A 22,001-nucleotide genomic window follows, 5' to 3' on the forward strand; every position below is an offset into this window, starting at 1 on the left:
AATACGTAGTATTGTGTATGACAGATTCCGTAAAAGAGGCACTTCGCAAAGCAGCTATGTTTTGCGCTTATCAGGAACGCACCCAGCAGGAAGTCCGCGATCGGCTGAAAGACTGGGGCATTTTTGGCGATGATGCCGAAGAAGTGATTGCTGAACTGATCCAGCAGAATTACCTCAATGAAGAGCGATTTGCCAAGTCGTTTGCCGGGGGTAAATTCCGGGTTAAAGGCTGGGGAAAGCGGAAGATCAAGCAGCATTTGCAGCAGCGGGGCATATCGGGCTATAACCTCGATCAGGCCATGAAAGAAATCGCCCCGGACGATTATCGGGGTACGCTGGCCGATTTGCTGGCAAAAAAACGCCAAACCCTGCGCGACGATAACCCGCTGGTCATTAAACAAAAACTGGTTCGCTATGCCCTCAGCAAAGGTTACGAATCGGAGTTGATATTTACAGTTTTGGGCGAGGAGTAACGCGGACGGTGCGCTGGTGCGATGGGCAGTCGCGATTCATTTATATATACCATCGCGGTCTCCCAGCCGCGCTACTTTTGCTACATGACCCCTCGAAAAGTTTCCATTATTCTGATCAATTACAATTCCCACCAGTTTACGTACGACTGTGTTGATTCCATTGTTGCCAAAACGGCCCCGGTAGCGCAGGGCGGTGTTGCTTATGAAATCGTTATTGTTGATAACAACTCCCGGCCGGATGATTACGAAGCGCTGACACCCATTGCCAACCCAGCCCGGCATCCCGGCCTTTCCATACAACTCATTCGAAGCCGCATCAACCTTGGTTTTTCCGGGGGGAATATGCTGGGTGTCCAGTTTGCCGACCCGGCCGCTGATTACTATTATTTTTTGAACAACGACTGTGTGTTGCGAACGGATGTTTGCACGCAGCTGACCGCTTTCATGGAGGCCACGCCCGATGCCGGTTTGTGCGGGGCGCAGATGTTTGCGGGCGATGGCTCGCGGCAGATAACGTTTGGCTATCTGCCTACCCTGGGCAGCAAAATACTGGGTCATGGATTTGTGCGAATGCTGAATCCGCAACAGTATCCCAACGTGCGGCAGGTGTATACCGAGCCGGTACAAGTCCCTTTTGTGATGGGGAGCACGCTGTTTGTGCGGGCATCGGCCTTCAACTTACTTGGTGGCTTCGATGTTGCCCATTTCCTGTACGTGGAAGAGGAAGATTTAGCCACACGTCTGCTAAGGCAGGGCTTCAAGTCATATCTGGTACCGCAGGCCGAGTATGTTCATTTTACCGGGCAAAGCACCACGCGTAACTACGACATAGAGAAGGAGTATTACATATCGCTGTTTCATTACTTCAGAAAATACCACGCCTGGCCGGCGCGGGCTTTGTTCCGGGCGTATTACTTCATCAAAAATGGCCGGAAGTTTCGGCGCAACCCGATCTATGGCCAACTGGCCGGGTTTATATGGCGGGGTAGCCCCATGCGTGAGAGCTTACGTTACCGCCAAACGATTAATAAACAGTAACATAGATTTTGATCAGCCGTTTTGGTGACTATATAAGTAAAGCACGTAGGAGTAGTATTATTTTAGTAAACTTGCAGGTCCTAAGCTCATTTAAAGATTAAAACCTGCCCGTATGTTTAAGTACTTAAAAGAGTCCTTTGCCAGAAAAAAGGCTCGTCGTGTTACCGCCAAGTACCCGTATGAGATCGACTCGTTTCAACTGGCAAAAGAAGGGAAGGTACAGTTTGCCAATTGGAAGAATCCGCTGATTCCGCCTAAAACCATTACTCAGGCAGAGATAAACTTCTTTCGGCGATTTGCTATACCGGATAGCTTCAGCATTGACGTGGGCGCTAACATTGGCGATACCACCGTGCCCATGGCTATAGCCGTGGGGAAAGCCGGACTAACGCTGGCCTTTGAGCCCAACCCAACAACGCATGAAATTCTGGATGCCAATGCGCAGCTGAATAAAGACATCACCAACATCGTTCCGCTTGCCTATGCGGTTACTGAAGCAGAAGGTGATTTTTTCTATTCCTCCTCAGAGGCATCGTTTGGAAATGGGGGCGTGTCGGCCAGCATTGCCGAAGCGGTGCAGCACGGGAAGTTCAAGCTGGAAAAAAAAGTGAGAGGTGTCAACCTCACCCAGTACCTGAACCAGTATTACAAAACCTATCTGCCTAAATTATCCCTGATCAAGGTTGACGTGGAGGGACACGATATAGATGTGCTGCGGTCCATTTCGTCATTGATCGATACATACAAGCCCACCATCATTGCCGAATGTTTTAGCGAGGCTACACTGGAAGAGCGCGTTGACTTGTATAATCTCGTTGCTGACCATAACTACACATTGTATTACTTCGGAGATTTCGACGAGAATACCGAAATAATAAAACTGTCAGCTCAGGATATGATTCGGTGGAAGAACTTCAACTTCTACGCAACGCCTAACGAGGCTGTCTGATTAGTCGGATTCGTTTCTGAAAACGAGAATCGTAGAACGAAATTTAAATGCCCGAAGTGCAAGTCGCTGTAACAACCGGAAGGGGACCCAAATTGGGTCCCCTTCCGGTTGTTCATGAGTAGTTAGTTTATTATCAGAAAGCTCGTCTATTGGTTTTCTGATAGGCTGCTTAAAATCCGTATCGGGCACCCAACTGGAATTGGTAGGGATTGCCACTCAGGCCCGAGACACCCGCGTTGGTATTGACGGCGTATTTATAGTTGTTGGTAACCGGATCGAAGCCCGCTCTCGACAATAGCGTAGTGGCTCCCAGGGCGTGGTTAACACCCCATGCTTTATTGATCAGGTTGGCCGTATTGAACAGGTCGCCGGATAGTTCGAGGTACTGTTTCTTAAACGTTTTAACTTTATAGGTCAGGCGCAGATCAACCGTTCCGTAGAATGGATTCACTCCGCCATTCCGCTCGGCAACCTTACCGAAGCTATTCCGGATGTAGTCTTTCGCACTTTGCTCGACGTTCGGGTTGTTCAGAATGGCATTGATCCCGTCGCGTAAGTACTGTGGTGTTTCGGGGCTGTTTGGGTCATACACAAACGCCAGATCGTTCGTTTCCACAAAATCGCCGTTGATGTTGCCGTTCACAATCATCGAATAACGCGTGCCGCTCAAGCCCGAAAAGCGGAAACCCAGGTTAAATCCGTGGAACGTAGGTGTGTTCCCATAAACAACGACTTTGGTCCGGAACTGGTTGTCGGAGTAATTCATCTGATTCAATACGCGCGGGTCGCCGGCCGTGTACTGAACCAGCGTTGCGGTATTGGCTACGTTTCCGTTATAGGACGTGTTGTCCTTTGTCTGGTTCCAGGTGTAGGAGGCCGCAATTTCGCCATCCCTGAAATACCGGTAGTTGGCATCTACCACAACGGCAGCCTGATTCACTTTACCCAGACTTTCCAGCTGCAGCACGCGCCCCACTTCGGTCGTCTTGCGGCCTAAAATCCAGTTCTGCGAACCATTCGACGTTAAGATGGAGGCAGCCGGAACATAAACGGGTCGGTTGCCTTCCTGCGATAACGTAAAGAAAGGCTGATCGACCATGTTCTTGTCGATATACGTGTAGTTGTTCCGGGCAAACGACATATACCCCGCAATGCTCATTCTGAAATTGGGGCTGAAGAAGTGGCTGTACGACCCATTGACTTTATAAACAGTTGGGACTTTAGCATCCTTGCCATTCATATTGATGGTGTAGAGTTTCGGTACATTGGGGTTGTTGACCAGGTCCAGGCCCGGTGCCGCAGCCGGGTTGGCGCGATAAGCAGGGAAGTTCGGCGTTGGCACCAGATTGCCCGTTACGTCGATGCTGGCAATGTGGCTACCGTCAAACAGCATGTTGTTGATCATCGAATACGGATTCAGGGCCGAGCCCAGAATGCCACCCCCTAAGCGAACAATGTCTTTCCCATCCTGCCGAACATCCCAGGTAAGCTGGACACGGGGCTGTATCTGAAGGGTAGCCAGCTTGTTGTCGGTGCGTAGACCCAGCGTGTTAAATACCGTCTGGTTAAAATTTGGTTTGGTCAGGTAGTCCGTATAATCGATCCGGATACCACCCGTTACGTTCAGGCCCGGTGCCACGGTCGTTTGCGCCTGTGCATAGACGGAGGGAATAAGCACGTTGAACTTAACATTGGGGGTGTTGCTCAAATACACATCCCGCGTGAACCGATACGGAGTCAGGTTGTTAAACGCATCCAGGCCCGTATACCAGAAACGGCCGTTGGTCTCACTTCCGTAAATGGAGTTCTGGTTGCTGAATGTCAAACCAGCGCCAAAGGTGAAGTTAAACTTGTTGGTATTCACATACAGGTTATCAACCAGCTGAACCAGGTTGTTATTGAAATAGTCACCGCCGTAGCGCTGGCCACCTAACTGAATACTCGTGAATAACGTTTTGGTCGAATCCGTTGGGTTTACAGAGGCCACATTGGCCACCGTTGCCCGCGGGATGTTGTCCTCCGGTAGCTGTGGGTTGGCGTACATCTTGTTGTACTCCCAAAAATGCTGAAGTTTCAACTCATTGGTCACCTTGGCATTGATGGTTGTCCGCAGCGAGGCCAGCAAGCTGTTGTTGGAACTCTTGCGGGTGCTGTACACCTCATACATGTTGATGGCCGTATTATCCCCATCCGACTGGTTATCCAGATCATAGATGTAGTTGTCCCGGATGGTCAGGAGGTTTTTGGCGTTGATCTGCCAGTCAATACGGGCAAAAAGGGCCTGTGTGTTCTTGAAACGGGTGAACTGGCCAAATTGAGGAGCACTGCCCACGCCATATTTGCTCCGGGCAATACCCAGAAACTTGTCTTGTGTAGCCTGAGTTACATTATAACGCAGCGCATCGGCGGTCGATTGAATCGGAGCGATCAACAGCGGTTGAGTGCTGGCCTGACGGTCCCAGGCGACAAAAAAGTGCAGTTTGTCTTTAATGATCGGACCGCCCAGCGAAAAGCCATATTGAGCCGTGTTAAAAGGAAGGTTTCTTTTTTGCTGATTCAAGCCGTACGGGCTCGACAGCCAGTTGGTACGCAGGAACGTGAAGGCACTGCCGCTCAGCTTGTTGGTGCCCGACTTGGTTACGGTACTGATGGTACCCCCACCGGCGTTTCCGTAGGTAACGTCGTACTGGTTGGTCACCACCTGAAACTCCCGGACGGCCTCCATCGTAATCGAGTACGCTCCGGTAGGTTGTCCACCGGCAATGGTACTGCGAGCCGCCATACCATCGATCGTAAAATTGGTCGCCGAACCCAGCTGTCCGCCCAGACTATTGCCGGTGCTCAGGGGCGAAAGGTCGGCCAGGGTCGAGAAGTTACGGCCGTTTACCGGCAGTCGGTTGATGTCTTTGGCCGTAATCGCCGTTGCCGTACCAATGTTTTCGATCTTATTGGTCAGAGACGTCGACGAAATGACGACCGTTTCCAGTTGCTGCGAACTTTCGACCATTTTGAAGGATACCTGCAACAGGTCGCCCTGGTTGAGGGCGAATCCGGTCTGAGACTGCGTTGCCATCCCGATAAACTGAACCGTAATGGAATAAGGTGCGCCCAGCGGTAATTCCTTTAAGCGAAACTCACCTTTTTCGTTAGAGACGGTATTGGCCTTGAAACCGGTGGATTCATTTTTGATCTGGACGGTAGCCATCTCCAGGGGTTTGCCATCCTGATCAATTACCTTCCCTGAGATGCCCGCCAGGTTGGTCTGGGCCTTAGAGGAGTAAACTATAAATAAGAAAAGTACAAAAATTAACTTTGAGAAGTTGACCATTTGCTAGGGTATTTTGTGCCCTCAAAGGTCTCTACGCAATATTTCCTGGGTGTGATGTGTATATTATCTTACTTTGAATAAAACAGGAGTACAATTTAACAGGAACATAAATTTACGGTATTGTTCTACTCGTTTAATTGATGATTGTTTAAGCCAAAAAAAACGGGCAGACAATACGTGGTTTTATCACGTGTTGTCTGCCCGTTTGCCAGCAGGTAATTTAATTAAAAATCAGCGTCGAACGTAATGCCTTTTGGCTCTTCCGCCACGGCAACGGGAGCCGGGTTCTCGGCATCCTGAGGCTGTAACGAAGCGGCTTTCATCGCTTTGAACTTCGACATAACTTCGCCCCGCTGGTATTCGCCAACCCGCTTCTCAAAGAAATTGGTTTTGCCCTGTAGCGAGATCATATCCATGAAATCGAACGGATTCGCCACGTTGTATATTTTCCGCAGACCCAGCGTCACCAGCAGGTGATCGGCTACGAAGGCAATGTATTGCTTCATCAACTCGGCGTTCATGCCAATGAGCGATACGGGCAGTGCATCGGCCACGAACTCCTGCTCAATTTCAACCGCATTCCGAATGATGTCGTAAATCTCCGATTCGGGTAGTTTGTTGACAATGTGGTCGGTATACAGCATGCAGGCGAAATCGCGGTGCAAGCCTTCATCGCGGGAGATCAGCTCGTTCGAGAACGTCAGGCCGGGCATCATACCCCGCTTTTTGAGCCAGTAAATGGAGCAGAACGACCCCGAGAAGAAAATCCCTTCAACTACGGCAAACGCAATCAGCCGCTCGGCAAACGAACCGTTGTCGATCCAGCGCAGCGCCCATTCGGCTTTTTTCTGTACGCACGGGATGGTGTCGATCGCGTTCAGGAGCCGGTCTTTTTCGGCTGGGTCTTTGATGTAGGTATCGATCAGCAGCGAGTAGGTTTCGGAGTGGATATTCTCCATCATCACCTGAAAACCATAGAAGCATTTCGCTTCGGCATACTGCACCTCCGACAGGAAGTTGACGGCCAGGTTTTCATTCACAATCCCGTCCGACGCGGCAAAGAACGCCAGCACGTGCGAAATGAAGTGGCGTTCGCCGTCGTTAAGGCTGTTCCAGTCTTTCATGTCCTGGCCGAGGTCGATCTCTTCGGCGGTCCAGAACGATGCTTCGTGGGTTTTATAGTATTCCCAAATGTCCCAGTGTTTGATGGGGAACAGTACAAAGCGGCCTTTGTCTTCTTCTAAAATCGGTTCAATTACATCAGTCTGTACCATGAATCTGGAATGCGTTGTTTTATGTAAATGTTCAACCGGGCGAATAGGCTGAGCGTCTATCTAAGCGATGAAAATCAGATTAACAAAATTAGGCTTTCTGCCCGCTTCTGCAAGCCCAACAGGTAATATAACTGGCAGGATATAAATGATGAAACGTCGTAATGTGCTGATAGTTAACGAGTGATGTTTTCGGGGCGTGCGGAAGTTCTTGGAATAGTTCAGTGTTGGTCTGAAGACAGCATAGAACAGAAGATTATGAAGTGATGGTGTATAGTAAGAGAGCTTTTAACGATCAAATCGCTCTAATCTATATTCTAAGAATTCTTTCTTCGGTTGGTACGATTTTGGGATTCGGATTGGCTGATGCTCGAACCGTCCGAAAAACTGCTGATAGAACGCTTTTGTTGTGTGCCCTTTCAATTGCTTTGATAGCAATAGTTTGTAGTCGGTGTCAATACAAATCAACCCTTTTTCGTAGGCTCTATCATAAAGGTGCGACAGGCATAGGCCATTTTCAGGATTGAGTCGTTCATGCTCATTTTCAGCCCAAGGGACTATATGGCCGGCAACCAGTAACTCAGGCAAATCAATTCCCGAAATGGCACACCGATTATCGTACGTTTTCAAAATCATTTGCCTGAAAACACTTTGGTTTACGCGGGTTTTCACGAAACGGGTTTTCATTTCGCCTTTCAGGTCCTTAAGGTCGAACTCGATTTCTGGATAGGCTTCCTCTATGGTTTCGTGTTTGTATTCAGCCAGAATTTGCTCACTCTCAAAAACTAACCCTTGTTGGTTGTTAATAAACTCATTCCAGATCGGCTCGACTTGCTTTCTTCCATTAACTAAACCGACAATTCCACGTTGTTGATGATACGGATCAACATGAGCAAAGTTGTTGAGTCGCATAGAAACCGCGTTGTCAGTGCGTCCTATTAGTTGGGCCAGTTCCTGAACCTCTTTTGTTCGTTTATCTAATTTTCCAAAGGGGAGTTTTAAGTATAAATTGAAAACGACGATTAATTCTCTGCGCGTCCAAAGGTCAGTCCTTGCCATGCACGAAAATAGTGCATTTATAGAGACGAGACCACATCGGCGGCCCGGCCTTCGCGTCTCCGTGCGTCAGCCCTTATTGTAGTAGCTTACTTGGACGTGTAAAAAACCATCCGGCCAAGACACGCAAAGAGTTGCGTCTCTACATTTCCCGGAAACTACCCCCGCTGGTTTTACGTTGTTGTTTAGAATGAGCCAACCGAACGTGACAGAAGAAAAAACGACCGAGCGCCAGGCCGGTCTGACTGATATAGACCTGACAGGCTACGACCAGATTGAAGTGCTGGGTGCCCGTGAACATAATCTTAAAAACATCGACGTCGTTATTCCCCGCAACAAGCTGGTGGTGGTAACGGGTATCAGCGGAAGCGGCAAGTCGTCGCTGGCTTTCGATACCATTTATGCCGAAGGGCAACGCCGATATATGGAGAGCTTTTCGGCTTATGCCCGCTCGTTTATCGGCGATATGGAGCGGCCCGACGTCGACAAGATCAACGGGTTGAGTCCGGTAATTTCCATCGAACAGAAAACGACCTCCAAAAACCCCCGCTCTACGGTGGGCACGACCACCGAAATCTATGACTTTCTGCGCCTGCTCTATGCCCGCGCGGGCGAAGCGTATTCATACGTAACGGGTCGGAAGATGGAGCGGCAGTCGCAGGACCAGATCATCGACACCATTCTGGAGCAATACGAAGGGAAAAAGATCACCCTGCTGGCTCCCATTATCCGAAGCCGGAAAGGCCACTACCGCGAACTGTTCGTGCAGATCGCCAAAACGGGCTACACCAAAGTGCGGGTAGATGGCGTGGTGCAGGACATTGCGCCGAAGATGCAGCTGGACCGGTACAAAATTCACGACATCGAAATCGTTATTGACCGACTCGTTCCCAAAGTAGACGACCGGTACCGGCTCAGCCAGTCGATTCAAACGGCCATGAAGCAGGGGAAAGGCGCTATGCAGATGCTGGACGCCGATGGCAAACTGGTGTATTTCTCGCAAAACCTGATGGACCCCGAATCGGGCATTAGCTATGACGAACCCTCGCCGAACTCGTTTTCGTTCAACTCGCCTTACGGAGCCTGTCCGGTTTGTAATGGATTGGGCGTTATTGAAGAGATAACGGAAGAATCAGTTATTCCGGATAAGTCGCTGAGTATTAGCCGGGGCGCCATAGCGCCACTGGGTGAATACCGCGAGTTGTGGATATTCAAGGAGATCGAAGCGATTCTCAAAAAATACAAACTGAACCTGACTTCGCCCGTAAGCAAGTTTCCCGACGACCTGATGCATGCCCTCATGTACGGTACGGAAGAGGAAGCCACCGTCCCGTCGAAAAAGTACGTGGGCGAGGATTATTACAGCTTCAAGTTCGAAGGTATTGTCAACTTCCTGAAACGGCAGCAGGAAAACAGCACCGACAAAATTCAGGAATGGCTCAAGGATTTTATGGTGATAAAGTCCTGCCCGGAGTGTCATGGGGCGCGATTAAAAAAAGAATCACTCTTCTTCAAGATCGACGAGAAAAACATTTCCGAACTGGCCCGCATGGACATTTCGGAGTTGACGGCCTGGTTCGACGGGGTCGAAGACCGGATGACCAACCGCCAGAATGTGATCGGCAAAGAAATTCTGAAAGAAATCCGGAAGCGTATCGGCTTCCTGCTCGACATTGGTCTCGACTACCTGACGCTGGACCGGCCCTTGCGGACGCTGTCGGGTGGCGAAGCGCAGCGAATCCGGCTGGCGACCCAGATCGGGACGCAGCTGGTAGGTGTGCTCTACATCATGGATGAGCCCAGTATTGGTCTGCACCAGCGCGACAACGTCAAACTGATCGACTCGCTCAAGAACCTGCGCGACCTGGGTAATACCGTTCTGGTCGTTGAACACGACAAGGACATGATGCTCGAATCGGACTTTATCCTCGATATTGGTCCCGGTGCCGGGCGGCATGGCGGGCAGGTGGTTAATCAGGGAACACCCGCCGAGTTTCTCCAAAATAAGTACATCGGTGTAGGGGGCAGCAGCACCACCGCTGATTACCTAAGCGGCCGACGCGCCATTGACGTTCCGAAAGAGCGCCGGAAAGGAAATGGTAAATTCCTCGTTATTAAAAACGCAACGGGGCATAACCTCAAGAACGTGACCCTCCGCCTGCCGCTTGGCCGAATGGTGACCATCACGGGTGTGTCAGGCAGCGGTAAATCGTCATTGATTCACGAAACCTTGTTCCCCGTCCTGAACCGCCACTTTTTCCGGTCGAAGCGCGAGCCGTTGCCGTTCAAAACGGTGGAAGGGCTGGAGCATCTGGACAAAGTGATCGAGGTCGATCAGTCACCCATTGGCCGCACCCCCCGGTCGAACCCGGCCACGTATACGGGCATGTTCTCGGAAATCAGAACCCTGTTTGCCGAGTTACCCGAAGCGAAAATCCGGGGCTATAAACCCGGTCGGTTCTCATTCAACGTGAAAGGAGGCCGCTGTGAAGATTGCGAAGGTGCGGGCATGAAGAAGATCGAAATGGAGTTTCTGCCCGATGTTCACGTCATGTGCGAAACCTGTAAAGGCAAGCGCTTCAACCGCGAAACGCTGGAAGTCCGGTTCAAAGGCAAGTCCATTGCCGATGTGCTCGACATGACCGTTGAGCAGGCGCTGGACTTCTTTGCGAGCCAGCCCAAAATCCTGCGGAAAGTAACGACGCTGAACGATGTGGGCCTGGGTTACATCACCCTCGGTCAGCACGCTACGACCCTTTCGGGAGGAGAAGCACAACGGGTGAAACTCGCCGAAGAGCTGTCCAAAAAAGATACCGGCAAAACGCTCTATATTCTGGACGAACCCACCACGGGGCTGCACTTTCAGGACATCGCTCACCTGCTCGACGTGCTGAATAAACTCGCCGACAAGGGAAATACGGTATTAATTATTGAACATAATCTGGACGTCATCAAAGTGTCGGATCACCTCATCGACCTTGGTCCGGAGGGCGGTAACAAAGGTGGCTATATCATCGCCGAAGGCCCTCCTGAAAAGGTAGCCGAGGTGAAAGGGAGCTATACCGGCAAGTTCTTGAAGATAGAATTGGCGGGATAAGAAATCGCAAAATCCAGTATCTTCGCCGGTACTTACAACCTGTGAAACTAGATTCATGCGTAACCCATTTTTTTATGTTTTACTCCTGGTGCTGGTCGTTCTGGACGGCTGGCTCCTGGCGCACCCCAACCTGATCGGCAAGGCTGGGGTGTTCTTTTTTGACTACACCTATCTCGAAACGTTCCCTAAAGCCCTGGGAACCGTCGGGGTGGTGGTTGGTTTGTCTTTGCTGATCAGCTGGGCCGTTGGGCAATTGAGCAAGTCGGTAGCGTTGGGGATTATGGTCGCCCTGCTGGCCGCATCGGTTTATTACCTGTTTCAGAGTTTTACCCAATACAACACGGGCATCTATAAACTAACCGGTGCGGGCTTCCGAGCCGGGGCTATTCTGCTGCCCGGCCTCATTGTGCTGGTGTTCGGCGAGGGGCTGCTCCGGCGGTTGCGGTAAGTAGTATATGTCCGGGCCAAGCTCTGGCTTGGCCATATATATTTAAATTTCTATTTACACGGCCAAGCCGGAGCTTGGCCCGGACATCTATGCATAGCGACTTGTATTGGTACAAAGGATTACCGCATCTTCAGCCTCTTGGAGGGACCTTCTTTGTTACGACTCGTCTGGCAGGCTCAATGCCACAAGTTGAAAAAATACGATTAGCTGAACAGTACGCTCTGCGAAAACAACAGATAATATCGCAACAAGGGTATTCATCTAGCGAGTTAGACCGTCTCGAAAAGGTATATTTCGCTGAATACGAGAGTCTATTAGACAAAGCAGATTATGGCCCGAAGTGGCTTACTATGGATTCAGTAGCAGAGACTGTTTCCAACAGCCTTCTCTATTGGCATGATAAATCTTACGATTTGATTGCTTATACACTCATGTCGAATCACATTCATGTTGTTTTCACCCTTTTTGACAATGAACCAGGAAAGAAGACTCAGTCATTAAAGAGCGTTTTACAAAGTGTTAAAAGTTTTTCGGGGAGGCAGTGTAATCAAATTCTTCAAAGAACAGGCCCATTTTGGTCCGATAAGAATTACGATCGCCTGGTGCGCGATCGCCACGAACTACACCGAATCGTACAATACGTTCTACAAAACCCCGTGAAAGCTGGCTTGTGCGACCGCTGGCAAGATTGGCAATGGACATACATAAAACCTGAATACAATGATTTCGAGTAATCTTTACGCTGTCTGGACCAGGCTCTGGCTTGGCCTTGGCTTATTTTCATTTGTGCTAATAGGGCCAAGCCAGAGCCTGGCCCAGACAGTATACCTCCTCCGCCCCGACCGGGTCTTCGACGGCGAAACCATGCACGAAGGCTGGGTGGTACGGGTGAAAGACGATAAAATTGACGCCGTCGGCCCGGCCAACAGTGTTTCGGCAACGGGCGCTGCGGTAGTTGATCTGAAAGGGACTACCCTAACGCCCGGACTTATTGAAGGGCACTCGCATTTGTTGCTGCACCCCTACAACGAAACGCCCTGGGATGATCAGGTGCTGAAAGAAGCCCGCTCGCTGCGGGTGGCGCGCGCTACGGTTCATGCTAAAAAAACACTGGAAGCGGGTTTTACCACCGTGCGCGATCTCGGTACTGAAGGGGCCGATTATGATGATGTCGGTTTGAAGCAGGCAATCAATAAAGGCATTATTCCCGGTCCGCGCATGATGATCGTGACGCGGGCGCTCATCGCTACCGGAAGTTATGCCCCCAAAGGATTCAGTCCGGATATCGACGTGCCGCAGGGCGCTGAGGAAGCCGACGGTCACGACGCCCTGATTCAGGCCGTTCGGCGGCAGATTGGCAAAGGGGCCGATGCCATAAAGATCTATGCCGATTACCGCTGGGGTCTTATGGCCGAAGCCCGTCCAACGTATACGCTGGAGGAGATAAAACTCATCGTCGAAACGGCCAGAAGCAGCGGTCGGGGCGTAGTGGCCCATGCCAGTACCGCAGAGGGAATGCGTCGGGCTATTCTGGGCGGTTGCGAAACTGTTGAACACGGCGACGCCGGAACCCCCGAAATATTTGCCCTCATGAAACAGAATGGAACGGCCCTTTGCCCAACGCTGGCGGCTGGTGATGCCATTAGCCAGTATCGGGGCTGGAAAAAAGGACAGGATCCCGAACCCGAACGACTCAAACAAAAGCGGGAGATTTTCAAACAGGCATTGGCCGCCGGTGTTACTATTTGCGCCGGGGGCGATGTGGGCGTTTTCAGCCACGGCGACAACGCCCGCGAACTCGTGCTGATGGTTGAATACGGAATGAAACCGCTCGATGTGATGCGCTCGGTGACATCCATAAACGCCGACGTGTTCAAATTGGCCGATCGAGGCCGGATTCGTCCGGGTTTGCTGGCTGATCTGGTGGCCGTACAGGGCGATCCAACAAAAACAATCGCGGATGTGCAACGCGTTCAGATGGTTATGAAAGGGGGCGTTTTTTCGAAGCGTTGACCGGCAAACTTATTGCAAATTCCTGAGGTTACCTGTTAATACAAACGTAACATGGCTTTTTTTAGACAATTTCATCTGTCGTTTGGGTTTTTGGACTAATTTCGCCGATTCGGTGCGGTGAGTTTGCCCGATTGTCGCTACACCTGTTTTTTGCAGGTGTAACTGGTTCGTCAGACGGAATTTGCCGCATGAAATATGTCCCGATGCTTAAAAAGCCTAATTCATTAACTCTGATTACTCTACCCTAAATTTCTGTATGGCAAACTCCGCTGAATTAACCGTCGATGGTAAAACGTATTCATTTCCAACATTAGAGGGAACCGAACATGAAAAAGCCTTCGACATCTCGAACCTTCGTGATCAGACTGGCTACGTTACCTTAGACCGTGGTTATAAAAACACCGGTGCCACTAAAAGTGCCATCACGTTTCTGGACGGTGAGCTGGGCATTCTGCAATACCGAGGGTATTCTATTGAAGAGCTGGCCGCCAAGGCATCGTTTCTGGAAGTTGCCTATCTGCTGATTTACGGTGAACTGCCCACCAAGGAGCAGTACGATACCTTCGAAGACGGCATTCGTCGGCATACGCTGGTCAATGAAGGTATGCGGACTATCTTTAACGGGTTTCCGGTCAATGCGCACCCTATGGGCGTTCTGGCATCGATGGTGAGTGCCATGAGCGCTTTCTATCCTGAACTGGAAAACGGCAAAGAAGAGGATAAGACCGACTTACACATTATCCGGCTGCTGGCCAAGTTGCCAACCATTGCCACCTGGTCCTACAAGCGGTCGATGGGCCACCCAACCAACTACCCGAAAAATAATCTCGACTACATCCCGAACTTCCTGAATATGATGTTCGCGCTGCCCGTTGAGGACTATAAAGTTGATCCGGTCGTTGCCGAAGCCTTGAACGTGCTGCTCATTCTCCACGCCGACCACGAGCAAAACTGCTCAACGTCAACGGTGCGTCTGGTTGGTTCGTCGCAGGCAAACCTGTACTCGTCTATTTCGGCAGGTATCAGTGCTTTGTGGGGCCCGCTGCATGGTGGCGCAAACCAGGAGGTCATTGAAATGCTCGAAAACATCAAGGCCGATGGTGGCGATGTGTCGAAATATGTAGAAATGGCCAAAAACGCGAAAACAACGGGCTTCCGTCTGTTCGGTTTCGGCCACCGGGTGTATAAGAACTTTGACCCACGGGCCAAGATCATCAAAAAAGCAGCCGACGATGTGCTGGCGAAGCTGGGTGTAAACGACCCAATCCTCGAAATTGCGAAAGGTCTGGAAGAAGCCGCGCTGAACGATGAGTACTTCGTATCGCGCAAGCTGTACCCGAACGTCGATTTCTATTCGGGTATCATCTACCGTGCCCTCGGTATCCCAACGAACATGTTTACGGTGATGTTCGCCATCGGTCGTTTGCCGGGCTGGATCGCCCAGTGGAAAGAAATGCGCGAAACGAAAGAGCCTATCGGTCGTCCACGGCAGATTTACACCGGTTCTACCCTGCGGGAGTTTGTTCCAATTGAGCAGCGGTAATAGTATTATTGTACCGAGCGTCGGCCCGGTTGGGTGTGTGTTCAGATCTGTCTGTTTCACACCCAACCGGGCCGGTCGTTTTTATTGTAGTGCCGTCCGTCCCGGTCGGTACCACTTAGATGTAGAATCTTATTAGCGTCATGCGCCGTGTAGCGTTTAATTGAGGGCATTAGTTGTTTAAGTATGTTTGCCTTTCCCGAGTTGCTTGTCTCGGTAATGAGCGTAAAGACGGCATGTACATGATTAGGCATACCGCAGTAAGCATTGAGGTCGATTCGTTCATTGTTCCAGAAATGTAAAGAATCGGCTACTAGCTAACGTGAATAATGGCTAAATGCAGGTTAGCATTCGTTTAACTGAAGATCAGAATCCAGGCTAGATCAAAAAGATTTAACCACAGAGGCACAAAGAACACAGAGGTTGATCAGGGAATAAAGTTTCCTGATCAACCTCTGTGTTCTTTGTGCCTCTGTGGTTATATCTTTTTGATCTAATTGATGCATAACATAACGTGGGTGATAACTGCGTATAAGCTAGATTTTAAGCTAATCAACCCATTATTCACGTTAGCTATGCTACTGCGGTGTTTGGAAGGTAAGCCGGACCCAAAACGAGCGTCCCGGTCAGGTGTGAAAACAGACAAACGTAGCCTGAATCCACACCCGACCGGGACGGTCGGTACTACAAAAAGAATGATTAATCGTCGATTTCGCCTTCGTCGTCGTCAGCCGTAGCGGCCAGAACGGGGTCGAGGAGGGCATCCTGATCGTCGGCGATCTTCGCGCGGATCTTGCCTTCGATTTCGCCCATCAATTCGGGGTTATCGAGAAGCAGTTCTTTAACGGCGTCGCGACCCTGGGCCAGACGGCTGGTGCCGTACGAGAACCAGGAACCTGATTTCTTCACGATTTCCATTTCAACGGCTAAGTCGAGGATTTCGCCAACTTTAGAGATACCCTGACCGTACATGATGTCGAACTCAACGACTTTAAAAGGTGCGGCCAGTTTGTTCTTAACGACCTTCACCTTCGTACGGTTACCGACGATATTATCCGCACCTTCTTTGATCTGACCGATACGACGAATATCCAGACGAACCGATGCGTAGAATTTCAGGGCGTTACCACCGGTCGTTGTTTCGGGGTTACCGAACATAACGCCGATCTTTTCGCGCAGCTGGTTAATGAAAATACAGCAGCAACCGGTTTTGTTGATCGTACCGGTCAGTTTCCGCAGCGCCTGCGACATCAGACGAGCTTGCAGACCCATTTTGCTTTCGCCCATTTCGCCTTCGATCTCGGCTTTGGGAACCAGCGCGGCAACGGAGTCGATAACAATAATGTCGATGGCGCCGGAGCTAATCAGGTGTTCGGCAATTTCGAGCGCCTGCTCACCATTGTCGGGCTGTGAGATAAGCAGATTTTTTGTATCAATGCCAAGCTTCTCGGCATACACCCGGTCGAAGGCGTGTTCGGCGTCGATGAACGCTGCCAGGCCGCCAGCTTTCTGAGCTTCGGCAATGCAGTGCATGGTCAGCGTCGTTTTACCCGACGATTCCGGACCATAGATTTCAACGACACGGCCACGGGGCATACCACCGATGCCAAGGGCTAGATCTAATCCCAGTGAACCAGTCGAAATAACCGGAATGTCAACGACTTTGCTTTCGCTCAGCCGCATCACGGTGCCTTTACCAAAGGCTTTATCCAGTTTTTCGATGGTTGTTTGAAGTGCTTTTAATTTACTGTCATTAGCAGATGCTGTGGCTTGCGCCGTATCTGATTTTGCCATGTTAGGATGGTTGTTTAAACAGATAAAATTACCCAAAAACGGGCAGATTACCAAACGACTTTTGAAAATAGTTAGGGCTTTTAGGGCTCTTTTTTACGAATCTGATCGGCTAAAAAATAAGGCAGTTAACTGCCTTATTTCCAGTGAACTATAGAGCCGAAACGGAGCGTCTTTTACGGCAGTGTCGAGTCGGCGGCAGCGGGCTGCTGAACGGGTGCCGTTTGTGGGTTCTGGGGTTGTGTTTGTTGAGGTTGAGCGGGCTGAGGCTGCCCCTGTTGATAGCCCGGATAAGCAGAACCGTCGCCGTAGGGACGAGCCGGCGGGCCAACGATTTCGACATCAGTAATGTAGTATTTCGTTTCGCCATTCCAGGGGAACTTCAGAATCTTCTCTTCGTAATGCAGGGTCACGCGTTGGCCTGTCTTGACCGCATCCGTAACTTTAGCGGCTACTGCATCATCTTTTACTGAGAAATCAAAGTACTGGGGCGTAAGCGAACCGGTTTCACCCGAAAAGCCGCCGACATTAAGAACACCTTCGTATGTTTTGAAGACAAAACCGCGTCGGCTGAATTTCGAAACCGTTCCGGCGCGTTCGCCATCGCTATAACTCCAGTTCGTAAGGGCATACAACACACCGAAAATGACTAATAAGAACAATAGAAAATATAAAAGGCCTCGCATAAATATGGTTGTTTAGTGGCAAATCATGAGCACACAAATAGACAACATTTTCTGATAACTTCTGTTTAGGGACCCTCTAGACAATGAATTATTCATTAAGTCACGCAGCAATCCCATTCCTTTTCTAAAGTTTTGCCCTGTATTTCGTTACTTTGTGGCTGGTTAGCTAACTAGTCTAATGGCTTGGTAGTCAAAACCCGACAAACCGGTACGCCGGAGCGATAAAATATTTCGTTGTTAACCCTTCTTATTATTTGCAATGAGTACTATCCAAAGCATTCATGCCCGGCAGATCCTGGATTCCCGTGGTAATCCGACTGTTGAAGTGGACGTCCGCACTGAAAATGGCTTTCTGGGCCGTGCCGCTGTGCCATCGGGCGCATCGACAGGTACCCACGAGGCTGTCGAACTGCGCGACGACGACCCGAAGGTATATGTTGGTAAAGGCGTTCTGAAAGCGGTTTCGAACGTAAACGAGTTGATCTTCCCCGAACTGGTTGGTATATCGGTTTTTGAGCAAAGCATGATCGATAAAATTATGCTGGAGCTGGACGGTACACCCAACAAGGGTCGTTTAGGTGCCAATGCTATTCTGGGCGTTTCACTGGCGGCTTCCAAAGCGGCTGCTCAGGAGGCTGGTTTGTCTCTATACCGCTACATTGGTGGCGTGAATGCAAACACACTGCCCGTGCCGATGATGAACATCCTGAACGGCGGTTCGCATGCTGATAACTCCATCGACTTCCAGGAGTTCATGGTAATGCCTGCCAACGCGGCCAGCTTCTCGGATGCGCTGCGCATGGGTACCGAAATTTTCCATACCCTGAAAGGTGTATTGAAAAAGATGGGCCTCGCCACCAACGTAGGCGATGAAGGTGGTTTTGCCCCCAACATCAAGTCGAACGAAGAAGCGATTCAAACCATCATCCAGGCTATCGAAAAAGCAGGCTATCGGCCGGGCGAAGACGTTTGGATCGCGATGGATGCCGCTACGTCGGAGTTCTACAATGCCGAAACGGGTATGTATCACTTCAAAAAATCGACCGGCGACAAGCTGACGTCTTCAGAGATGGCGGGCTTCTGGAAAGATTGGGCGACCAAATACCCAATCCTGTCGATCGAAGACGGTATGGCCGAAGATGACTGGGCTGGCTGGAAAGCCCATACCGATGCGCTGAAAGACACGAAGGTGCAACTGGTGGGCGACGACCTGTTCGTAACCAACGTGACGCGCCTTCAGGAAGGTATCGACAAAGGCATTGCCAATGCGATTCTGGTGAAGGTGAACCAGATCGGTTCACTGACCGAAACGATCGACACGGTTAATCTGGCGAAGCGTAATTCGTACAAGAACATCATGTCGCACCGTTCGGGCGAAACCGAAGATGCTACCATCGCCGATCTGGCCGTTGCGCTCAACACGGGTCAAATCAAAACCGGTTCGGCATCGCGTTCCGACCGGATGGCGAAATACAACCAGCTTCTCCGCATTGAAGAGGAATTGGGCGAAACCGCTTACTTCCCGGGAGTTAAATTTTAATACATTTTGTGGTGTCGGGTTTGAGAACCCGACACTTTTCAATGATAAAGAGTGTCGGGTTTGACCGGGCTGGCGCTCCAGAACCCGACACCACAAAATTATGCTAAACCGTCTTCTTCGCTACGGACGCAACTTCTACGTCGCCACCGGCATGGTATTGCTGGTCTGGATGACGTTTTTTGATGCTAATGATCTGCCAACCCAGATTCGGAACTGGTGGAAACTGCGCGAACTGGACGGTGAAGCACAGTATTATCAGGATAAAATAAAAGCGGTACAGATCGAACGGCAGGAAGTACTGGGCAATGACCGCCTTCGCGAGAAATTTGCCAGGGAGAAATACCTGATGAAAAAGCCCGGCGAAGACGTTTTTGTCATCGTCAATGAACAGAATGAACAGCTGGAGAAATAATGCAGCATGTAGAATAGATGTCCGAAAACTGTTCCTCTATTCTGCATGCTGCACTATTCACCGCGCGGGCGGCCCCGTCCTCATGTCAGAATTATGCTAAACGTTCTCTTCGTTTGTTACGGTAACATCTGCCGGTCGCCGGTAGCGGAGGGGGTGTTTCGAATGCTGGTGGCCGAAGCTGGCCTGGAGAAACAGATTCAAGCCGATTCGGCGGGAACGGCTTCCTTCCACATTGGACAGCTCCCGGATCGCCGGACCCGCGAAAACGCGCTCGAACACGGTCTGACCCTTACGCACCGTGCCCGCCGTTTAATTGGCGAGGATCTGGCTCAATTTGACTACTTCGTGGCTATGGATGAAACCAATCTGGAGGCCATCGAAAAGCTCAATTACCGAAGTACCGGACTCTACACGAACGATACTATCTTTTTACTTCGTGAATTCGACCCGGACGTGAGCGATCAGCCCAACGTGCCGGACCCGTATTATGAAGGCCCCGAAGTGTTTGAGGAGGTATACCAAATCACGCTCCGTTGCTGCCGCCAGCTCCTTATCTATATAGTACAGCAACATAACTTAAATGAGCGAAAGAGCGAACCGGAACGCCGGAACGGAGCGAAAGAGTGAAAGCCGTTCGGCCCATCTTCTCACTCTTTTGCTCTTTCGCTCTTTCACTCTTTATTTCTTATGGACAAAAAAGTCATTCTCATCATTCTCGACGGCTGGGGTATTCCGCTCAAGCCTGAAGTATCGGCCATTGAAGCCGCTCATACGCCGTTTATGAACTCGCTTTATGGTAAATATCCACATAGTCGGCTGGAAGCGTCCGGATTGGCCGTTGGCTTGCCTGCGGGCCAGATGGGGAACTCCGAGGTAGGGCACATGAACCTCGGTGCCGGTCGGGTCGTGTATCAGGATCTGGTGAAAGTAAATAAAGCTGTTGAAGAACATACGCTGGACAAAGAACCTGTGCTGGTTGATGCCCTGACTTATGCCAAAACCAACGGCAAAAACGTCCATTTTATCGGTCTGGTGTCGGATGGTGGTGTTCACGCTCATATCGAACACGTGAAAGGCTTGCTGTCTATTGCACAGGCACACGACCTGACCAATGTATTTGTGCATGCCTTTACCGACGGACGGGACACCGACCCCAAAGGAGGCATCGGTTATCTGACCGATCTTCAGGCGCACATGGCCGCTACTACGGGGCAAATTGCCAGCGTTGTAGGTCGCTACTACGCCATGGACCGCGATAACCGCTGGGAGCGGGTTAAAATCGCTTATGACGCTATGGTAAAAGGCATTGGCGAAAAAGTGACCGCTGCCGACATTACCAGCGTGCTGCAGGCGTCGTATGATGCGGGTGTTACCGATGAGTTCATCAAGCCTCTGATCGTAACAAAGGCCGACGGCTCGCCCGTAGCCGTTATTGAAGAAGGTGACGTAGTGCTCTGCTTCAACTTCCGCACCGACCGGGGCCGCGAAATAACCCAGGCTCTGACGCAGAAGGACTTCCCGGAGCAGGACATGAAAAAGCTGTCATTGAACTACATCACCATGACCAACTACGACAGTGAGTTCACGGGCGTAAAGGTCATTTTCGATAAAGACAACTTACAAAATACCATCGGCGAAGTGATTGCCGGTGCAGGACGCAAACAGATCCGGATTGCCGAAACGGAAAAATATCCGCACGTTACGTTCTTCTTCTCGGGTGGCCGAGAGGAGCCGTTCGCGGGCGAAAAGCGACTGTTATGCGCATCACCCAAAGAGATGACTGTTGTTGATGCCAATGGTGTTGAAACCGTCGTTCCGGTGAAAACCTACGACCAGAAACCCGAAATGGCCGCTTTCGACATTCGCGATGCCATTATCCCCGAACTGGAAAGCGAGGTCCCCGACTTCATCTGTCTCAACTTTGCCAATACCGACATGGTAGGGCATACCGGCGTATTTGAGGCTGTGGTAAAAGCCGCTGAAACCGCCGACGCCTGTGCCCAGGCCGTTACGGAAGCCGCTCTGGCGCACGGCTATACGACCATTATCATTGCTGATCATGGCAACGCCGAATTCATGACCAACGAAGATGGTTCGCCGAATACAGCCCACACGACCAATCTCGTGCCTTGTATTCTGATCGATAAAGACTACCATCCAGCCATGAAAGATGGTAAACTTGCCGATATTGCCCCAACGATTCTGCAATTGATGGGCATTTCGCAGCCCGCCGAAATGGGTGGTGTGAGTTTGATCGCGGAGTAGTGTAATGCCGACCGTCCCGGTCGGGCGAGGCAGGTTATATAAGTGTGGTGTCGGGTCCTCAGACCCGACACGCTCGCGTCAGCAACTTGTGTCG

The 22,001-nt window shown here is 50.6% G+C and carries 18 protein-coding genes; 12 read left to right on the top strand and 6 right to left on the bottom strand.

Going from position 1 to position 22,001, the window contains the following annotated elements; genetic code table 11:
• The first annotated feature begins 17 nt into the window (after positions 1-17).
• The 3 genes from ACYVK4_RS24205 (at position 18) to ACYVK4_RS24215 (ending at position 2,460) form a co-directional block, all read left to right on the top strand.
• Positions 18-473 carry a regulatory protein RecX gene (locus tag ACYVK4_RS24205; protein WP_461130144.1) on the top strand — a complete coding sequence of 152 codons (456 nt, stop codon included), beginning with the start codon at positions 18-20 and terminating at the stop codon, positions 471-473.
• 84 nt (positions 474-557) lie between these two features.
• Positions 558-1,511, top strand: coding sequence for a glycosyltransferase (locus ACYVK4_RS24210; RefSeq protein WP_461130145.1), 954 nt, complete (start codon positions 558-560; stop codon positions 1,509-1,511).
• Between the two features lie 112 nt (positions 1,512-1,623).
• Positions 1,624-2,460 carry an FkbM family methyltransferase gene (locus tag ACYVK4_RS24215; RefSeq protein ID WP_461130146.1) on the top strand — a complete coding sequence of 279 codons (837 nt, stop codon included), beginning with the start codon at positions 1,624-1,626 and terminating at the stop codon, positions 2,458-2,460.
• A gap of 169 nt (positions 2,461-2,629) precedes the next feature.
• On the opposite strand, the gene ACYVK4_RS24220 is transcribed toward ACYVK4_RS24215, so the two are convergent.
• From ACYVK4_RS24220 to ACYVK4_RS24230, 3 genes are all read right to left on the bottom strand, one after another.
• Complete coding sequence (locus ACYVK4_RS24220) at positions 2,630-5,788, bottom strand: TonB-dependent receptor (RefSeq protein ID WP_461130147.1); 3,159 nt, start codon at positions 5,786-5,788, stop codon at positions 2,630-2,632.
• A gap of 224 nt (positions 5,789-6,012) precedes the next feature.
• Positions 6,013-7,062, bottom strand: a complete 1,050-nt coding sequence (locus ACYVK4_RS24225) for a ribonucleotide-diphosphate reductase subunit beta (RefSeq protein WP_461130148.1) — start codon at positions 7,060-7,062, stop codon at positions 6,013-6,015.
• Between the two features lie 285 nt (positions 7,063-7,347).
• Complete coding sequence (locus ACYVK4_RS24230; protein ID WP_461130149.1) at positions 7,348-8,118, bottom strand: HNH endonuclease; 771 nt, start codon at positions 8,116-8,118, stop codon at positions 7,348-7,350.
• A gap of 187 nt (positions 8,119-8,305) precedes the next feature.
• Between ACYVK4_RS24230 and uvrA the strand changes: the two genes are divergently transcribed.
• The 5 genes from uvrA (at position 8,306) to ACYVK4_RS24255 (ending at position 15,216) form a co-directional block, all read left to right on the top strand.
• Positions 8,306-11,212 (top strand): excinuclease ABC subunit UvrA, encoded by a 2,907-nt coding sequence (uvrA, locus tag ACYVK4_RS24235; RefSeq protein WP_461130150.1) that lies wholly within the window; start codon positions 8,306-8,308, stop codon positions 11,210-11,212.
• Positions 11,213-11,267: 55 nt separating this feature from the next.
• Positions 11,268-11,660, top strand: a complete 393-nt coding sequence (locus ACYVK4_RS24240; RefSeq protein WP_461130151.1) for a hypothetical protein — start codon at positions 11,268-11,270, stop codon at positions 11,658-11,660.
• 89 nt (positions 11,661-11,749) lie between these two features.
• Positions 11,750-12,394, top strand: a complete 645-nt coding sequence (locus ACYVK4_RS24245) for a transposase (protein ID WP_461130152.1) — start codon at positions 11,750-11,752, stop codon at positions 12,392-12,394.
• The gene (locus ACYVK4_RS24250) at positions 12,381-13,673 is read left to right on the top strand and encodes a metal-dependent hydrolase family protein (protein WP_461130153.1); all 1,293 of its coding nucleotides are present in this window, start codon (positions 12,381-12,383) and stop codon (positions 13,671-13,673) included. Before ACYVK4_RS24245 ends, ACYVK4_RS24250 begins: the two co-directional genes overlap by 14 nt.
• Before the next feature lie 256 nt (positions 13,674-13,929).
• Complete coding sequence (locus tag ACYVK4_RS24255; RefSeq protein ID WP_461130154.1) at positions 13,930-15,216, top strand: citrate synthase; 1,287 nt, start codon at positions 13,930-13,932, stop codon at positions 15,214-15,216.
• Positions 15,217-15,272: 56 nt separating this feature from the next.
• Here the strand turns inward: ACYVK4_RS24255 and ACYVK4_RS24260 are convergent, their stop codons facing one another.
• The 3 genes from ACYVK4_RS24260 to ACYVK4_RS24270 form a co-directional block, all read right to left on the bottom strand.
• Complete coding sequence (locus tag ACYVK4_RS24260; protein WP_461130155.1) at positions 15,273-15,467, bottom strand: hypothetical protein; 195 nt, start codon at positions 15,465-15,467, stop codon at positions 15,273-15,275.
• Between the two features lie 445 nt (positions 15,468-15,912).
• On the bottom strand, positions 15,913-17,007 hold the full coding sequence (recA, locus tag ACYVK4_RS24265; protein ID WP_461130156.1) for a recombinase RecA: 1,095 nt from the start codon (positions 17,005-17,007) through the stop codon (positions 15,913-15,915).
• A gap of 173 nt (positions 17,008-17,180) precedes the next feature.
• Entirely contained in the window at positions 17,181-17,690 is a 510-nt protein-coding gene (locus tag ACYVK4_RS24270) for a hypothetical protein (RefSeq protein ID WP_461130157.1), read from the bottom strand.
• Between the two features lie 259 nt (positions 17,691-17,949).
• Between ACYVK4_RS24270 and eno the strand changes: the two genes are divergently transcribed.
• The 4 genes from eno to gpmI all read left to right on the top strand — a co-directional run bounded on the left by eno (position 17,950) and on the right by gpmI (position 21,907).
• A complete protein-coding gene (gene eno / locus ACYVK4_RS24275; RefSeq protein WP_461130158.1) occupies positions 17,950-19,230 on the top strand; it encodes a phosphopyruvate hydratase in 1,281 nt (426 codons plus the stop codon).
• Between the two features lie 100 nt (positions 19,231-19,330).
• Positions 19,331-19,642, top strand: a complete 312-nt coding sequence (locus tag ACYVK4_RS24280; RefSeq protein ID WP_461130159.1) for a septum formation initiator family protein — start codon at positions 19,331-19,333, stop codon at positions 19,640-19,642.
• A gap of 93 nt (positions 19,643-19,735) precedes the next feature.
• Positions 19,736-20,269, top strand: coding sequence for a low molecular weight protein-tyrosine-phosphatase (locus ACYVK4_RS24285; protein ID WP_461130160.1), 534 nt, complete (start codon positions 19,736-19,738; stop codon positions 20,267-20,269).
• A gap of 60 nt (positions 20,270-20,329) precedes the next feature.
• Complete coding sequence (gene gpmI / locus ACYVK4_RS24290; RefSeq protein WP_461130161.1) at positions 20,330-21,907, top strand: 2,3-bisphosphoglycerate-independent phosphoglycerate mutase; 1,578 nt, start codon at positions 20,330-20,332, stop codon at positions 21,905-21,907.
• Positions 21,908-22,001: the final 94 nt, after the last annotated feature.

It is taken from the genome of Spirosoma aerophilum, assembly GCF_054782495.1.

Excerpts from the sequence above, each read along its gene's own strand:
- ACYVK4_RS24205 (WP_461130144.1), top strand. The coding sequence starts at position 18 with ATGACAGATTCCGTAAAAGAGGCACTTCGCAAAGCAGCTATGTTTTGC.
- ACYVK4_RS24210 (WP_461130145.1), top strand. The coding sequence starts at position 558 with ATGACCCCTCGAAAAGTTTCCATTATTCTGATCAATTACAATTCCCAC.
- ACYVK4_RS24215 (WP_461130146.1), top strand. The coding sequence starts at position 1,624 with ATGTTTAAGTACTTAAAAGAGTCCTTTGCCAGAAAAAAGGCTCGTCGT.
- ACYVK4_RS24220 (WP_461130147.1), bottom strand. The coding sequence starts at position 5,788 with ATGGTCAACTTCTCAAAGTTAATTTTTGTACTTTTCTTATTTATAGTT.
- ACYVK4_RS24225 (WP_461130148.1), bottom strand. The coding sequence starts at position 7,062 with ATGGTACAGACTGATGTAATTGAACCGATTTTAGAAGAAGACAAAGGC.
- ACYVK4_RS24230 (WP_461130149.1), bottom strand. The coding sequence starts at position 8,118 with ATGGCAAGGACTGACCTTTGGACGCGCAGAGAATTAATCGTCGTTTTC.
- uvrA (WP_461130150.1), top strand. The coding sequence starts at position 8,306 with ATGAGCCAACCGAACGTGACAGAAGAAAAAACGACCGAGCGCCAGGCC.
- ACYVK4_RS24240 (WP_461130151.1), top strand. The coding sequence starts at position 11,268 with ATGCGTAACCCATTTTTTTATGTTTTACTCCTGGTGCTGGTCGTTCTG.
- ACYVK4_RS24245 (WP_461130152.1), top strand. The coding sequence starts at position 11,750 with ATGCATAGCGACTTGTATTGGTACAAAGGATTACCGCATCTTCAGCCT.
- ACYVK4_RS24250 (WP_461130153.1), top strand. The coding sequence starts at position 12,381 with ATGATTTCGAGTAATCTTTACGCTGTCTGGACCAGGCTCTGGCTTGGC.
- ACYVK4_RS24255 (WP_461130154.1), top strand. The coding sequence starts at position 13,930 with ATGGCAAACTCCGCTGAATTAACCGTCGATGGTAAAACGTATTCATTT.
- ACYVK4_RS24260 (WP_461130155.1), bottom strand. The coding sequence starts at position 15,467 with ATGCCTAATCATGTACATGCCGTCTTTACGCTCATTACCGAGACAAGC.
- recA (WP_461130156.1), bottom strand. The coding sequence starts at position 17,007 with ATGGCAAAATCAGATACGGCGCAAGCCACAGCATCTGCTAATGACAGT.
- ACYVK4_RS24270 (WP_461130157.1), bottom strand. The coding sequence starts at position 17,690 with ATGCGAGGCCTTTTATATTTTCTATTGTTCTTATTAGTCATTTTCGGT.
- eno (WP_461130158.1), top strand. The coding sequence starts at position 17,950 with ATGAGTACTATCCAAAGCATTCATGCCCGGCAGATCCTGGATTCCCGT.
- ACYVK4_RS24280 (WP_461130159.1), top strand. The coding sequence starts at position 19,331 with ATGCTAAACCGTCTTCTTCGCTACGGACGCAACTTCTACGTCGCCACC.
- ACYVK4_RS24285 (WP_461130160.1), top strand. The coding sequence starts at position 19,736 with ATGCTAAACGTTCTCTTCGTTTGTTACGGTAACATCTGCCGGTCGCCG.
- gpmI (WP_461130161.1), top strand. The coding sequence starts at position 20,330 with ATGGACAAAAAAGTCATTCTCATCATTCTCGACGGCTGGGGTATTCCG.